The organism is Stenotrophomonas sp. HMSC10F06 (genome assembly GCF_001807865.1).
Lineage (GTDB): Bacteria > Pseudomonadota > Gammaproteobacteria > Xanthomonadales > Xanthomonadaceae > Stenotrophomonas > Stenotrophomonas bentonitica_A.
Genome location: NZ_KV791297.1, coordinates 38519 through 53146 on the forward strand (window position 1 = coordinate 38519; position 14628 = coordinate 53146).

General features: G+C 67.9%; 11 protein-coding genes. 4 read left to right on the forward strand and 7 right to left on the reverse strand.

What is annotated here, in order from left to right:
- Positions 1-41: 41 nt before the first annotated feature.
- A complete protein-coding gene (locus tag HMPREF3113_RS13340; RefSeq protein WP_070473303.1) occupies positions 42-1850 on the forward strand; it encodes a DUF885 domain-containing protein in 1809 nt (602 codons plus the stop codon).
- A 128-nt stretch (positions 1851-1978) separates the two neighbouring features.
- Here the strand turns inward: HMPREF3113_RS13340 and smrA are convergent, their stop codons facing one another.
- Together smrA and HMPREF3113_RS13350 are read right to left on the reverse strand one after the other, a co-directional pair.
- Positions 1979-3811: a multidrug efflux ABC transporter SmrA gene (smrA, locus tag HMPREF3113_RS13345; protein WP_070473305.1), complete on the reverse strand. Its 1833-nt coding sequence runs from the start codon at positions 3809-3811 to the stop codon at positions 1979-1981.
- An 89-nt stretch (positions 3812-3900) separates the two neighbouring features.
- The gene (locus HMPREF3113_RS13350; protein ID WP_070473307.1) at positions 3901-5478 is read right to left on the reverse strand and encodes a serine hydrolase; all 1578 of its coding nucleotides are present in this window, start codon (positions 5476-5478) and stop codon (positions 3901-3903) included.
- A 111-nt stretch (positions 5479-5589) separates the two neighbouring features.
- On the opposite strand from HMPREF3113_RS13350, the gene HMPREF3113_RS13355 reads away from it, so the two are divergent.
- The gene (locus tag HMPREF3113_RS13355) at positions 5590-6030 is read left to right on the forward strand and encodes a VOC family protein (RefSeq protein ID WP_019184426.1); all 441 of its coding nucleotides are present in this window, start codon (positions 5590-5592) and stop codon (positions 6028-6030) included.
- The gene (locus tag HMPREF3113_RS13360; protein ID WP_070473309.1) at positions 6027-6845 is read left to right on the forward strand and encodes a DUF72 domain-containing protein; all 819 of its coding nucleotides are present in this window, start codon (positions 6027-6029) and stop codon (positions 6843-6845) included. Before HMPREF3113_RS13355 ends, HMPREF3113_RS13360 begins: the two co-directional genes overlap by 4 nt.
- A gap of 4 nt (positions 6846-6849) precedes the next feature.
- Here the strand turns inward: HMPREF3113_RS13360 and HMPREF3113_RS13365 are convergent, their stop codons facing one another.
- The gene (locus tag HMPREF3113_RS13365; RefSeq protein ID WP_070473311.1) at positions 6850-7506 is read right to left on the reverse strand and encodes a Pr6Pr family membrane protein; all 657 of its coding nucleotides are present in this window, start codon (positions 7504-7506) and stop codon (positions 6850-6852) included.
- Positions 7507-7583: 77 nt separating this feature from the next.
- Here HMPREF3113_RS13365 and HMPREF3113_RS13370 point away from each other — a divergent pair, with 77 nt between their 5' ends.
- Positions 7584-8531, forward strand: a complete 948-nt coding sequence (locus HMPREF3113_RS13370; protein ID WP_019184429.1) for a DMT family transporter — start codon at positions 7584-7586, stop codon at positions 8529-8531.
- A gap of 49 nt (positions 8532-8580) precedes the next feature.
- On the opposite strand, the gene HMPREF3113_RS13375 is transcribed toward HMPREF3113_RS13370, so the two are convergent.
- The 4 genes from HMPREF3113_RS13375 to HMPREF3113_RS13390 form a co-directional block, all read right to left on the reverse strand.
- Positions 8581-9651 (reverse strand): GGDEF domain-containing protein, encoded by a 1071-nt coding sequence (locus HMPREF3113_RS13375; protein ID WP_019184430.1) that lies wholly within the window; start codon positions 9649-9651, stop codon positions 8581-8583.
- Positions 9652-9719: 68 nt separating this feature from the next.
- Entirely contained in the window at positions 9720-10442 is a 723-nt protein-coding gene (locus HMPREF3113_RS13380; RefSeq protein ID WP_019184431.1) for a pseudouridine synthase, read from the reverse strand.
- 56 nt (positions 10443-10498) lie between these two features.
- Complete coding sequence (locus tag HMPREF3113_RS13385) at positions 10499-12133, reverse strand: sensor domain-containing diguanylate cyclase (protein WP_070473313.1); 1635 nt, start codon at positions 12131-12133, stop codon at positions 10499-10501.
- A 192-nt stretch (positions 12134-12325) separates the two neighbouring features.
- Positions 12326-14617 (reverse strand): putative bifunctional diguanylate cyclase/phosphodiesterase, encoded by a 2292-nt coding sequence (locus tag HMPREF3113_RS13390; RefSeq protein WP_254665297.1) that lies wholly within the window; start codon positions 14615-14617, stop codon positions 12326-12328.
- Between the last annotated feature and the right edge of the window lie 11 nt (positions 14618-14628).

Here is a 14628-nt window from a genome sequence, read left to right on the forward strand (position 1 = left end):
CGGCCCTATGCTCGGGGATTGTCCCCAGTACAGGAACACCGATGCGCCAGCATCTGCTTGCCCTCGCCCTGATCGCCGCCCTTGGTGGCTGCCAGCAGGCCGACTCCCCTGCGCCCGCCACCGGCACAGAAACGGCTGCCCCCGCCGGCGATGCCGCGGTCGATACGGCCTTTGCCGATCTGTCCAAGCGCGCCCTGGACACCTGGATGCAGCTGTCCCCGATCAGCGCCACGCAGATCGGCGACCACCGCTATGACAGCGAGATCGATGACCTGAGCGCCGCCGGCCAGCAAAAGGTGCTGACCGCGTACAAGGCCCTGCTCGCCGACCTGGACAAGATCGACGTGAGCAAGCTCTCGCGCGAGAACCAGGTGGACGCGGCGATCCTGCGCAACCAGCTGCAGTCCGAAGTCTGGACCGCCGAAGTGCTGCAGTCGCCGAAGTGGGACCCGCAGATGTACAACGGCATGGCCGGCAGCGCGCTGTACGGCCTGATGGCGCGTGAGTTCGCGCCGCTGCCCGAGCGCCTGAAGTCGGCCACCGCGCGCATGGAGAAGCTGCCGCAGATCTTCGCCCAGGCCCGTGAGAACCTGGACCAGGCCCGCGTGCCGAAGATCCACGCCGAAACCGTGGCCAAGCAGAACCGCGGCATCCTGAGCATCGTCGATACCTTCATCACCCCGCATATCGGTGAGCTGCCGGCCGAAGACCAGAAGCGCCTGCAGGCGGCGATCGAGGGCCTGAAGAAGGCCGTCGAGGAGCAGCAGACCTGGCTGGACAAGACCCTGGTGCCGAATGCCAAGGGCGACTTCCGCATCGGCGCGGACCTGTATGACCAGAAGCTCAAGTTCGCGCTGAACTCCTCGCTGTCGCGTGCCGAGATCGGCGAGCGCGCGCGTGCCGAACTCAAGCGCGTGCGCCAGGACATGTACGGCATCGCGCAGACCGTGCTCAAGGACAAGCCGGGCGCCCCGGCGCTGCCGGCCAACCCGAGTGACGAGCAGCAGCAGGCGGCGATCGAAGCCGCGCTGGAGCTGGCCTATGCCGACAAACCGGCCCGCGACAAGGTCGTTGAAGACGCCAAGGCCGCGCTGGAACAGTCCACTGAATTCGTGCGCAAGCATGACCTGATGACGCTGCCGGATTCACCGGTGGACATCATCCTGATGCCAGAATTCCAGCGCGGCGTGGCCGTGGCCTACTGCGATTCGCCGGGCCCGCTCGACAAGAACCTGAAGACCTTCTACGCGGTCTCGCCGATTCCCGACGACTGGACCGACAAGCAGGTCGATTCGTTCCTGCGCGAATACAACAGCCGCATGATCCACCTGCTGAGCATCCACGAAGGCACGCCGGGCCACTACCTGGAAGGCTGGCACTCGGGCAAGTTCCCCTCCACGCTGCGCGCGGTGCTGCGTTCGGGCCTGTTCGCCGAAGGCTGGGCGGTCTACACCGAGCGGATGATGCAGGAGCAGGGTTACCTGGACAACGATCCGCTGTTCCACCTGGTGCAGCTGAAGTTCTACCTGCGCACCATCTCCAACGCGATCCTGGACCAGGGCGTGCACGTGGACAACTGGACGCGCGAGCAGGCGATGCACCTGATGACCCACGACGCCTTCCAGCAGGAAAGCGAAGCCTCGGGCAAGTGGGTGCGTGCGCAGCTGACCTCCGCGCAGCTGCCCACCTACTTCGTCGGTGCGCAGGAGCACTTCGACACGCGCAAGGCCGTGCAGGACAAGCAGGGGGCCAAGTTCAACCTGAAGGCCTACCACGACCAGATGCTGTCCTACGGCGCGCCGCCGGTGCGTTTCGCGCGCCAGCTGATGCTGGACCAGCCGATCGAGTAAGTACTGCCTGGTTCCTCGTCAGACAGGCAAACGGCCCGGGGTGACCCGGGCCGTTTCTTTATCTGCACAGCGCCCGTGGATGCAGGTAACGGGCACGTGGGGCGAGTGCGACGTGGGTGAATCGAGGGTTACGCGTCGGCGGCCACGAATCCACCGGTCTGCCGCGCCCACAGACGGGCATACAAGCCGCCGGCCGCGATCAGTTCGGCGTGCGTGCCGGTCTCCACGATGCGGCCATGGTCCATCACCACCAGCCGGTCCATGCGCGCGATCGTGGACAACCGGTGCGCGATCGCGATCACTGTCTTGCCGGTCATCAGTTCGTCCAGGTTGTCCTGGATCGCCGCTTCCACTTCCGAATCCAGCGCCGAGGTCGCCTCGTCCAGGACCAGGATCGGGGCGTCCTTGAGCAGCACCCGCGCGATCGCGATGCGCTGGCGCTGGCCACCGGACAGCTTCACCCCGCGTTCGCCGACGTGCGCGTCGTAACCCTGCCGTCCTTCGCCATCACGCAGGGTGTCGATGAAGGCCGACGCCCGTGCCTTGGCCACCGCGGCATGCAGCTGTTCCTCGGTCGCGTCCGGGCGGCCGTAAAGCAGGTTGTCGCGGATCGAGCGGTGCAGCAGCGAGGTGTCCTGGGTGACCACGCCGATCTGGCGGCGCAGGCTTTCCTGGGTGACACCGGCGATGTCCTGGCCGTCGATGCGGATCTGCCCGCTCTCCAGGTCGTACAGCCGCAGCAGCACGTTGACCAGGGTCGACTTGCCGGCACCGGAGGGGCCGACCAGACCGATCTTTTCACCGGGCTTCACCTGCAGGTCCAGCCCGGCGATGACGCCACCGCTTTTGCCGTAGTGGAAATGGATGTGATCGAAATGCACGGCGCCCTGGCTGACCACCAACGGCACGGCATCGGCGCGGTCCTGCACGGTGAGCGGCTGGGAGATGGTGGTGATGCCGTCCTGCACCGTGCCGATATCCTCGAAGATGCCGTTGATCGTCCACATGATCCAGCCGGACATGTTGTGGATGCGGATCACCAGGCCGGTGGCCAGGGTGATCGCACCGACCGTGATGTGCCCGCCGTTCCACAGCCACAACGCCAGGCCGCAGGTGCCCACGATCAGGAAACCGTTGACGATGGCGATGGTGACTTCCAGCCCGGTGGTGACCCGGGTCTGGCCGCGGTGCTTGACCGCCAGTTCGTCGATCGCCTCGGCCACGTAGGCCTGCTCGCGGCCGCCATGGGCGAACAGCTTCAGCGTGGGCACGTTGGTGTAGCCATCCACGATGCGGCCCATCGCCTTGGAGCGCGCCTCCGAGGCGATCCACGCGCGCTCTTTGGCCCGCGGCACGAAGTACCACATGATCACCGCATAGCCGGCCATCCACAGCCCCAGCGGAATCATCAGCCGCCAGTCGGCCTGCGCGAACAGGTACAGCGCGGTGCCGGTGTAGACGATGATGTACCAGAGCGAATCGACCATCTGCACGGCCGATTCGCGCAGCGAGGTACCGGTCTGCATGACCCGGTTGGCCATGCTGCCGGCGAAATCGTTCTGGAAGAAGCTCAGGCTCTGCCGCACCACGTAGTTGTGCATCAGCCAGCGCGAGCGGTTGCTCAACCCCGGCACGATCGCCTGGTTGACCAGCAGGCTGTGCAGCGAGACCAGCAGCGGCCGCGCAATCAGGGTGATGCCGGCCATCCACATCAACGTGTTGGCATGCCGGGCGAAGAAGTCGCTGCCGGGCTGCTCGGCGACCATGTCGACGATGCGGCCCAGGAAATCGAACATCGCCACTTCCACCAGCGCCAGCAGCAGCCCGGCGATCAACGTGGCCAGCAGCACCGGCCACACCGGACGCAGATAGTGGATGTAGAACGGCACCACCTTGCGCGGCGGCATGCGCCCATCGATCGGCGGGAAAACCGGAATCAGCGATTCGAACCAGCGGAACATCGCAGTGCACCGAAAACAAAACAGGCCGCGATTATCCCACCGCGGCCTGCCCTTTTACTCTCACCTCCATCACACGCCGGCGACGGGGTTCAGCCCTTGGTCTCCGGCGCGATCGGGGTCAGCAGCAGGTCCTGGAAATCGAAGCTGAAATCGGTCAGCGACGACACCGCCTGCATGCGCACCTCGCGGACCTTGCCGTCCGGATCCAGGCTGAAATTCACGAAGGCATCGGCATTGAGCGAACGGTCGTCCCAGCGCACCAGGAAGGTGTCGTGCTGCCAATGTTCCAGCGTGCCGATCAACTGCGCGGTCCTGCCGAAGCGCAGGCGCAGTTTGCCGCCCTGCTGTTCAACGAATACGTCGCCGTACCACGCGTCGCGGTAACCGCCCGCGTAGCGTGCCAGCGGCAGCGACGGCGTGGATTTCGCATCGCGCGCCGCCTGGTGCCTGGCCCAGCCCTCGTCCGCCTTCTCCTGCGACTTGGCCACGGCGGCCGCATAGGCGGCGACCCAGTCGGTGGCCGGCGCCTGCAGGTAGGCGTCCAGCGCTTCCATGGTGATTGCGTTGAAGGCGGCACCCACTTCCTGGTTGGTCAGCACCACGATGCCGAGCTTGTGCTCCGGCACCAGGGTCACGCGCGAGACCATGCCGGGCCAGCCGCCGGTGTGCCAGACCAGCTTCTGGCCGCGGTAATCACTCAGGCTCCAGCCCTCGCCATAACCGGCGAAATTCGGCCGTGCCGCCGCAAGCTGCGGCACGCTCGGCTCGGGCACGACCTGCGGGGTGATCATCTGCCACATCGCCTGCTGGGTCTTGGCGGTGAACAGCGCCTGGCCGTTCTCCAGCGTGCCCTGGGCCAATTGCACGTTCATCCAGCGCGCCATGTCATGCACGCTGGAATAGATGCCGCCGGCGCCGGCATTGTTGGACCAGGTCAGCGGTGCGACGGTGCGCAGCTGGCTGAAATCGTACTTGGCATGACCGACCGCGGCGTTGTCGCCGGGCTGCAGATGATCGGCGTTGTAACGTGTGCCGCGCATCCCCACCGGGGTGAAGATGTGCTGCTGCAGGAAGTCCGCATAGGTCTGCCCGGAGACCTGTTCGATCACCTGCTGGGCGACCGCGTAGAGAATGTTGTCGTAGGCGTAGCGATCACGGAACCCGGCCTTGAGCGGCACCTTGCCCAGACGCTGCACCACCTCTTTGTTGCTGTAGGAGGTGGTCGGCCAGAACAGCAGGTCGCCCGCGCCCAGGCTCAAGCCACTGCGATGCGAGAGCAGATCGCGGATCCGCATTTCGCCGGTCACATACGGATCGGACATGCGGAAGCCCGGCAGATGATCGATCACGCGATCGTCCATCTTCAGCTTGCCCTGCTCGGCCAGCAGGTTCAGCGAGGTCGCGGTGAACGCCTTGGTGTTGGAGGCAATCGCGAACAGCGTGTCGGCCTGGACCGGCGCCGGCTTGCCCAGCTCGCGCACACCGTAACCGCGTTCCATCACGACCTTGCCGTCCTTGACCACCGCCACGGCGATGCCGGGGATGTCGAACTCGGCGCGGGCCCGTTCGATGGTGGCGTCCAGCCGCTGCAGTTCGGCCGGCACGGCGGCCGATGCCAAGGGTGCGCATGCGAGCAGCACGGCGCCTCCGATCCAGGATGTGTTCAAGCAGTGTCTCCGGTTGCGTGTGGCGGGGGCGTCGAAGGTGCCGATGCCCCGGTTTCGCACGATGGTAACGCGGGCCGGATCAGGCTCGCCTGTGCCAGAAGGAGGCCCGCCATGACCGCGCCCGCGCAGACCACCGCTACGATCATTCCCTGCCTGCGCTACCGCGATGCACACGCCGCCATTGCCTGGCTGCAGCGCGCGTTCGGGTTCCAGCAACAGGCGGTGTACGCCGAGGGCGATATCGTCCACCACGCCCAGCTGGTGTATGGCCACGGCATGATCATGCTCGGGTCGGTCGACAACGCCAGCGAATGGGGCCGCTACAGCGTGCACCCCGATGAGGTCGGCGGCCGCCAGACCCAGACGGCCTGCGTGATCGTGGCCGACCCGGATGCGCATCATGCGCGCGCGGTTGCCGCCGGCGCCCGGATCGTGATCGACATCGCCGACCAGCCCTATGGCGGCCGTGGCTATGCCTGCCGCGATCCGGAGGGCTACCTGTGGTGGTTCGGCAGCTACGACCCGTGGGCCGGCCACGCGGGCGGCGCATGAGCGCACCGCCTGGCATCATCCGCACCGGTATCGGCGGCTGGGTCTTCCCGGCATGGCGTGGTGGCACCTTCTATCCGGCCGGGCTGCCGCAGCGCGAAGAGCTGGCCTATGCCAGCGAGCAGCTCGGCTGCATTGAAATCAACAGCACCTTCTACCGCGCGCAGAAGCCGGCCATCTATGCACAGTGGCGCGAACAGACGCCCGAGGGTTTCCGCTTCTCGGCCAAGGCGCCGCGCACGATCACCCAGACCCATGACCTGACCACCGTCGGCGAACGTGCCGAGCACTTCATCGAGGGTATCAGCGCGCTGGAGGACCGGCTGGGGCCGCTGATCTGGCAGTTCGGCGAAAACCATCCGGCCGCCGCGGCCGAGTTCGATGCGTTCCTGGGCATGCTTCCGCGCAAGGTTGGCGGCGAGCGCCTGCAGCACGCGCTGGAGGTTCGCAACCCGGCTGCCTGGACACCGGACCTGCTGGCTGCTGCCCGGGCGCACGGCGCCGCGCTGGTGTTCAGCGGCTCGGACGATTACCCCAGCTTCGCCGACCCGACCGCGGACTTCATCTATGCGCGGCTGATGCGCTCACGCGCCAACCTGCGTGCCGGCTATCCAGCGCGGGCGATGGAGCAGTGGTGCCTGCGTGCGATGCGCTGGGCGCGCGGCGAGGACAATGCAGACCTGCCCCACCTCGCCGCCGACGTGCCCGCGCAGTCGCCGCGCGAGGTCTATGTGCTGTTCATTGGCGCCGCCAAGCAGCGCAATCCCGGCGCGGCGATGGCCCTGCGCGACCAGCTGCGGCAGCTCGGCGGCGGCTGACCGTTCACCGCTGCCGGCGGCGCGCCGCGAGCGCCGCATCCAGCCACCACAGCAGGGCACCGGCCACAATGAACACCACCGCCACGGCCAGCACATTGCGCGCGACCAAGCCGATGCCCAGCGCGCCCAGGTCCAGGAACGGGTACGGGTACTGCCCGCTGAGCCGCCCGACCAGCAGCGCCCAGCCCAGATAAACGATCGGAATCGCCAGAACGCCGGCCAGCCCGCGCCGAGGCAGCCGGCCGTGCGGCCCGGCCAGCCAGCCCAGCAGATACATCACGGGCACCGCGTAATGCAGGCCGGCATCGGCCCACCATTGCGCGCCCTGCGGGTGCCACAGCGGACGCAGGATGATCACGTAGATCAACCCGGTGATGCCGATGAACAGCGCCACTGCCACGCGCGGGACCGGCGCGGCCAGGCCAGTGCGACGGCCGCAGGCCAGGGCAACGCAGACCACGGCCACCCCGATGTTGCTGAGGATGGTGAAGTAGCCCAGGTAGCGCAGCGTCGCCTCCGCTGCACCCGGGCCGGGGATGCGCAGCAGCAGGTGATACTGCAGCAGCAGCGAGGCCACTGCGACCACGGCGGTGAGGCCGGCCCAGGCGCGCAGCGCGGGTGGCGTTGTGGGGGCAAGGGAATCGCTGTGCAGAGGTGTCATGGGCGCAGGATGCCACGGCCCGGAAAAGATCACGTGGAAGGCGTCCGCCACGTCGCGGCTTGTCGCACAATACGCCGATGCCGATGACCGATACCCGCAGAGCCCTGCTGCAAATCCATTTCTGTGTGCTGCTGTGGGGCGTCACCGCCATCCTCGGCAAGCTGATCACCCTGCCCGCCCTGCCCCTGGTGTGGTGGCGCATGCTGCTGGTGGTGGCCATGCTGGCGCTGGTGCCACGGGTGTGGCGCGGGCTGCGGCAACTCTCGCCGCGATTGGTCGCCGGGTACTGCGGCGTCGGCGCGCTGGTCGCGCTGCATTGGCTCACCTTCTATGGCGCCGTGAAACTGGCCAATGCCTCGGTGGCCGCGACCTGCATCGCGCTGGCGCCGGTGTTCACGGCGGTGATCGAACCGTGGGTGGCCAAGCGACCCTTCCAGTTCCGCGAGCTGGCCTTCGGCATCCTGGTGCTGCCCGGCGTCGCACTGGTGGTGGGGGGCGTTCCCGATGGCATGCGCCTGGGCGTGCTCATCGGCGCACTGTCGGCATTGCTGGTGGCCGTCTTCGGCTCGCTCAACAAGCGCCTGGTCAGCCATGCCGACCCGCTCACCGTGACCGCGCTGGAACTCGGCGCGGGCACGCTCACCCTGACCCTGCTGGCGCCGGTGCTGCCCTTCCTGCTGCCAGCGCTGGCCAGCGACCTGTGGGTGATCCCGGACCTGCACGATGGCCTGCTGCTGTTGGCCCTGGCCGGTCTCTGCACGCTGCTGCCGTTTGCGCTGGCCCTGGTCGCGCTGCGCCACATCAGCGCCTACACCTCCCAGCTGGTGACCAATCTGGAACCGGTCTACGCGATCCTGCTGGCGATGGTGCTGCTCAGCGAGCAGCGTGAGCTGACGCCGCTGTTCTACGCCGGCGTGGCGATCATCGTCGGGGCGGTGTTCCTGCACCCGCTGCTCAACCGCCGTCGGAAGGTGCAGCACCCGGAAATCCTGGCAACCTCGGAAGCGCGCAACATCGCCGATTGAGCGCGCGTACCGGCCAACACCCGGCACGCCACGGACAAGGCCGTGCGCTTCAGTCGGCGCGCAGGACCCGGTTGCGGCCCTCGCCCTTGGCCCGGTACAACGCCGCGTCGGCCCGTGCCAGGGTCTGCTCGATCGCATCGCCATGGCGGTGCGCGGCCACCCCGATACTGATCGTCAACGGCAGGCCCAACGGCAGGTCGGCCACCGCCATGCGCAGGAAATCACACTGCAACTCAGCGGTGGCCAGCGGCGTATCGGGCATCAGCACTACGAATTCTTCGCCACCGTAACGCGCGGCCAGGCCGTGCCCGGCGAAATGCGCACGCAGCAGCCGGGCCAGTTCGGCCAGCACGTGATCGCCGGTGGCATGGCCGTAAAGATCGTTGACGGTCTTGAAGTGATCGATGTCCAGCAGGGCGACGGCCGTGGCGCGTGGCTGGCCGTCGGCGTCCACCACCGCCGCTTCCAGCGCAGTGCTCATCGCACGGCGGTTCGGCAGGCCGGTAAGCGGATCGGTGCGGCTCTGTTCGGCCAGGTCGGCGTTCTGCTGTTCCAGCAGTTCGTTGTACTCGGCCAGGCGCTGCTCGTACCAGGCGCGGTCGGTCATGTGCTGCTGTATCTCGTGCGCGTAGCGGCGCAGCTCCATCACCAGCGAGACCTGCCGGGACAACGCGGACAACGCATCGCGCTGGCCCGGGCTGAGCTGCCGGGGCGCCGCATCGAACACGCACAGGGTGCCCAGTGGCAGCCCCTCGCTGCTCAGCAGCGGCGCACCGGCGTAGAAGCGGACGTGCGGGTCATCGACCACCACCGGGTTGTCGAAGAAGCGCGGATCGTTGCGGGCATCCTCGACCACCATCACCTGGTCCGGCTGCAGGATGGCGTGGCCGCAGAAGGAGATGTCGCGACTGGTTTCGGCGGCCTCCAGCAGCTGGCGCGCCTTGAACCACTGGCGGTCCTGGTCGACCAGGGTGACCGCGCCCATGCGCGTGCCGCACAACGCCGTGGCGATCGTGACCAGATCGTCGAACGACCGCTCGCGGGGGGAATCCAGGATCTGGTAGCGCTGCAGCGCCAGCAGGCGCTGCGCTTCGTTGTCCGGCTTGGACGGCTTGATCATCGTGGCAGGCAGTAGCGTGTGCCTGCGCAGTCTAGCCCGAGTATCGCGCCATCACGTGACGCACAGCATCACCAGTCCAGCTGTTTGGGCAGCAGGCCCTTGAGCTCGGCGTCGGTGAGGTTGCGCCACTGGCCCGGCTTGAGCGCCCCGAGTTTGATGTTGTCGATGCGCACGCGGCGCAGCTGGGTGACCCGGAAGCCGAACGCAGCCGCCATCAGGCGGATCTGGCGGTTCAGGCCCTGCTGCAGGGTGATCCGGAACCCGAACTTGGCCAGCTTGCTGGTCCGGCACGGCAATGTGACTTCGTCACGGATGCGCACGCCGCGGGCCATGCCACGCAGGAACTCATCGGTGACGGCCTTGTTGACCGCGACCATGTATTCCTTCTGGTGGCCATTTTCGGCGCGCAGGATCTGATTGACGATGTTGCCGTTGCTGGTGAGCAGAATCAGACCTTCGGAATCCTTGTCCAGGCGGCCGATCGGGAAGATGCGCTGCTCGTGGCCGACGAACTCCACGATGTTGCCCTTGACCGAGCTTTCGGTGGTGCAGGTGATGCCCACCGGCTTGTTCAGCGCGATGTAGACGTGCTTGCGGCCACCGGCCTTCTTCGCTTCACGGGCGCGCAGCGGCTGGCCGTCGACCAGCACCACGTCCTGTTCGCCCACCACCGCACCGGTACCGGCCGGATGGCCGTTGACGGTGACGCGGCGCTCGCCGATCAGGCGGTCGGCTTCGCGGCGGGAACAGAAGCCGGTATCGGCGATATGCTTGTTGAGTCGGGTTGTCATCGGCCCATTATCGGGCAAAAGGTGGCCGCCGCTGCGTTTTTCCGCGTGCCGGTGGTTCAGGCCGGCAATGGATCGCCGGCGGTCGTGGTGCGTTCGCCGTCGTGGATCTGGTTGCGGCCGTTGCGCTTGGCGCAGTACATGGCGTGGTCGGCCCGGCGCAGCAACCCGGCCAGATCGTCGCTGCCCGGCTGGAGTACCGCCAGGCCGATGCTGGCCGAGACGGTCAGGCCCGGGATGCCCAGCGTCTGGGTCACCGCCGCCACCTGCTGACGGACCGTCTCCAGCCGGGCCACGGCCGCAGCATGGCCGGCACCGGGCAGCAGCACCAGGAATTCCTCACCGCCCATCCGGATCACATCGTCATGGTTGCGCACCGAGCCGCGCAGCGCGCGCGCCACCGCGACCAGCACCTGGTCGCCCACCTCATGCCCGAACTGGTCGTTGATGTCCTTGAACAGATCGATGTCCAGGAAGCCGATCGCCAGCGCATGCGGCTGCTGGCGCGCCCGTTCCAGGTACTGCGCGAGCAGCCGCAGGCCGGCGCGACGGTTGGGCAGGCCGGTGAGCACGTCGGTGTCGGCCAGCTGGCGCATTTCATCGCGCTGGCGGCGCAGCCTGCCCAGCCGGAGATTCAGGGCGTAGGCGGCCATCATCAAGAACCAGGTGGCCGACAACTGCAGCGCTTCGATCCGATAGGCCACCAGCCAGCGCGCGTCCAGCGCGTCGGCCCCGATCATGATCCACCAGGGGGCCAGCGCGGCCAGCCCCGGCAGCGCATGCGCATCGCCCCGCCACAGCCCCCACAGGCCCGCACCGAGGCACAGCGTGCAGACGACCAGGAAACTGCCTTCCAGCGCTGCCGCCCCGGCGCTCAGCCCGTCCAGCCCCCAGAGCGGCACGCTCAGCCCGAGCGCGATCAGGCCCCACAGCACGAGGTGCTGTGCCGGACGCGAGCGCGGCCAGCGCCGGTCACCGCCGGTGAGGCGCCACAGGATCGGCAGCAGCAAGGCCTGGCTGAACGCGGTGAGTGCGATCAGCCACCAGGAGGCGCGGTCGTGCACCGGCAACCACGGCTCGGGATAGCCGCTCAGCCCGCCAAGCACCGCCTGCCAGAGCACGAACACAATGCAGGCGCCGACATACACCAGGAAAGACCGGTCGCGGGTGGTGGCCCAGCCCATCAGCGCAGACAGCGCCAGGGCGATCGCCACGGCGATGCAGGCTGCGCGCACCAGCAGCCGGGCGGTGTCGTTCTGCTGCACCGGACTGGGCGCGCCAAGCTGGATGGTCGGTACCCAGCGCGGCTTCAGCGGCCGGGTCCAGGACACCACGATCGGCTCGTGATCGCCGGCCTTGGGCACCACCACCAACCCGACCCCGGCCCGGAAGCGCGAATCGCGCGTGCGGGCATCGTGCATGCTGCCGCAGATCTCGCGGTCGCCATGGCTGATGCGGACCTCGCCGGTGAGGACCCCGAATACGTCCACGGCCTGTGGCTTGCCCGACCAGCCGGCGGCGGGCGCCGGGATCGAGAGCACTTCCTGGTGGCGTGCCAGTACATCCGGCGCGCAGGCGCGCTGCGGCGTCACCTCATCGGTGGCCCCGCCCAGCAACAGGAAGTCCTGCCCCACGCGCGGCGCCGCCTGCAGGCTACAGGGCAACAGCCACAGCAGCACCAGCGCGAACGCCATCCACCCGATTGAGTCACCGCCCCCGTTGCTCACACCTGCGTCCTGCCCGCCCGTGTTCGTCCGCGCACACCGTGTCCGGAACCGTCGGCGGCGATTATCGCATCATGGCATGCCCCGCCAGGCGTCGGAGGACAGGCCCGCGCGCACCGGCCGTATCGCCAGCTGGGTCATCCGCTCCAGCGGGATCGGGCGCTAGATCGCATACCCCTGCAACCCCTCCACGCCCATCTGCGCCAGCTGGTCGGCCACCACCGCCGATTCGACCCACTCGGCGACGACCATCATGTGCAGCTCGCGGCCCACCTCGGTGATCGCGCGCACGGCGGCGCGGTTGACCGGATCCACGTTCATGTCGCGCACGAACACGCCATCGATCTTGAGCATGTCTGCCGGCAACTGGCGCAGATAGCCGAACGAGGACAACCCCGAGCCGAAATCATCCAGCGCCATGCGGCAGCCGCGCGCCTTGACCGCGTCGATGAAGGCACGCGCCTGGGCCAGGTTGCTGACCGCGGCGGTTTCGGTGATTTCAAAGCAGAGCTTGCGGGCCAGGCCGCGGTTGCGTTCCAGCAGATCGGTGACGAAGGCCAGGAAGCTGGGCTCGGCGATCGACTGCGCCGACACGTTGACGTTGCACAGGCCCAGTTGCTGCACGTGGCTCGGGCACACCTGCAGATGCCGGAACAGCAGCGACAACACGTGCCGGTCCAGCGCCATGCCCATGCCGTAACGTTCCACCGCGCCCATGAACTCGGCCGGCCCCTGCAGGGCACCCTCCGGGCTGCGCATGCGCACCAGCACTTCGTAGTGCAGGAACTCCGGATCGCCGACCCGCTCGATGCGCTGGGCATACAGCAGCATGCGGTTCTCGGCCATCGCGCTGGAGACATTGGCCAAGCGCTCGGCTTCGCGCCGACGTTCGTCCAGCGCCATGCGGCTTTCGTTGTAGCAATGCACACGGTTGCGACCGGCCTCCTTGGCGGCATAGCAGGCGCTGTCGGCCGCGCTCATCAGCCAGTTCACATCCGGTACCTCGGCAGTCACTTCCACCACGCCGACGCTGCAGCTCACCCGGGGGGCGCCGTCGCCGTGATGCAGGCTGACCTGGCCCAGCGTGCGGATCACCCGTTGCAGCACCTGCTTGGCCTCGTCCTGGCCGGCGTTGGCCAGGAACAGGGCAAACTCGTCCCCGCCCAGGCGGCCCACCCAGTCGCCATCGCGCACGGCGCCGACCAGGTAATCGGCGAAACTGCGCAGCAGCTGGTCGCCCGCGGCATGGCCGAGCCCGTCGTTGACCAGCTTGAAGTAATCCAGATCGATGTAGCACAGCGAGTGGATCCCGCCCTCGGCGCGTACCGCCACCAGCGCCTGATCGAGCAGCCGCTCGATCTCGCGGCGGTTGATCAGCCCGGTCAGCGGGTCATGACTGGCGTGGTGTTCCACTTCCCGCGCCAGCGCATGGTTCTGCGAGACATCCTCCACCAGCGCGAACACCGCCGGCGCGCGCCCCCGGGTATGCACCACCGTCCCGCTCCAGCGCCCCCACATCAGGCTGCCATCGGCGCGCAGGAAGCGCAGCTCGCCCGGGCGCAGCTGGCGTGGCCAGTCGATCCGGCCGCGCTCGTCCAAGACCAGCTCCCCCTCCACCAGCAGATCGGCCAGCGACAGGCTGAGCAGCGCCTCACGGCGATGGTCGAGGATATCGGCCATGGCCTGGTTGGTCTCCATGATGCCGCCCTCCTCGTCGAGCTTGAGCATGCCGACCGTGGCCTGGTAGAACGCCGCGCGGAACCGGCTTTCCTGCTCGGTCAGGTCGTTGCGCACACGCCGCGCGAGCAGCACCGCGATCAGCGTGATCGCCAGCACCGACAGCCCCCCGACGATGAAGGTGGTCATGCGCACCATCGCCGCGGTATGCAGCAACGCGCTGGAGAACGCCCGCGCCTGGTTCTGCATGTCCACGTCCAGCGCCTGCACCCGGCGCAGCAGTGCCTGCTGTACCGCCGGGGTCAGGCTGCCGGCGGCATGTCCGGCCTGGACCCGGTCGGTGATGGCCACCAGCTGCAGCAGATCGTCGTCGGTGTCGCGCCACAGGCGCACCGCGTCGCGGAAATACGGCTGATCGCGCAGGTAGCGATACGACAGGATCAACCGGTTGATGTCGCCGCGGGCGTTGCCGCCTTCGATGAAGCCCCGGCGTGCGGCGGCGATGTCCGGGGCGGCCTGTTCCAGTGCACGGCGGGCGATGAGGTCGCCCAGCGGCACCCGCAGCGCCTGCCGGGTCAGCGCAAGATCGGCCGGATCGGCCGAGGTGATGTACCGCGACAGCGCGTGGGTGGCCTGTTGCTGGCCGCGCGACCAGTGGCTCTGGCCCATGATCCATGCGGTGGAGGCCGCCTGCAGCTCCTGGATCAGGGCGGAAATGCCGACCAGGCCGATGGCCATGCCGGTCAACAGCACGAAGCGCAGGGTCAGGCCCCGCATGGAATACGGTA

Bases quoted from the DNA above. Each gene is read 5' to 3' on its own strand.
- HMPREF3113_RS13365 (WP_070473311.1), bottom strand. From the start codon at position 7,506: ATGACACCTCTGCACAGCGATTCCCTTGCCCCCACAACGCCACCCGCG.
- HMPREF3113_RS13390 (WP_254665297.1), bottom strand. From the start codon at position 14,617: ATGCGGGGCCTGACCCTGCGCTTCGTGCTGTTGACCGGCATGGCCATC.
- HMPREF3113_RS13380 (WP_019184431.1), bottom strand. From the start codon at position 10,442: ATGACAACCCGACTCAACAAGCATATCGCCGATACCGGCTTCTGTTCC.
- HMPREF3113_RS13340 (WP_070473303.1), top strand. From the start codon at position 42: ATGCGCCAGCATCTGCTTGCCCTCGCCCTGATCGCCGCCCTTGGTGGC.
- HMPREF3113_RS13360 (WP_070473309.1), top strand. From the start codon at position 6,027: ATGAGCGCACCGCCTGGCATCATCCGCACCGGTATCGGCGGCTGGGTC.
- HMPREF3113_RS13355 (WP_019184426.1), top strand. From the start codon at position 5,590: ATGACCGCGCCCGCGCAGACCACCGCTACGATCATTCCCTGCCTGCGC.
- smrA (WP_070473305.1), bottom strand. From the start codon at position 3,811: ATGTTCCGCTGGTTCGAATCGCTGATTCCGGTTTTCCCGCCGATCGAT.
- HMPREF3113_RS13375 (WP_019184430.1), bottom strand. From the start codon at position 9,651: ATGATCAAGCCGTCCAAGCCGGACAACGAAGCGCAGCGCCTGCTGGCG.
- HMPREF3113_RS13370 (WP_019184429.1), top strand. From the start codon at position 7,584: ATGCCGATGACCGATACCCGCAGAGCCCTGCTGCAAATCCATTTCTGT.
- HMPREF3113_RS13385 (WP_070473313.1), bottom strand. From the start codon at position 12,133: ATGGCGTTCGCGCTGGTGCTGCTGTGGCTGTTGCCCTGTAGCCTGCAG.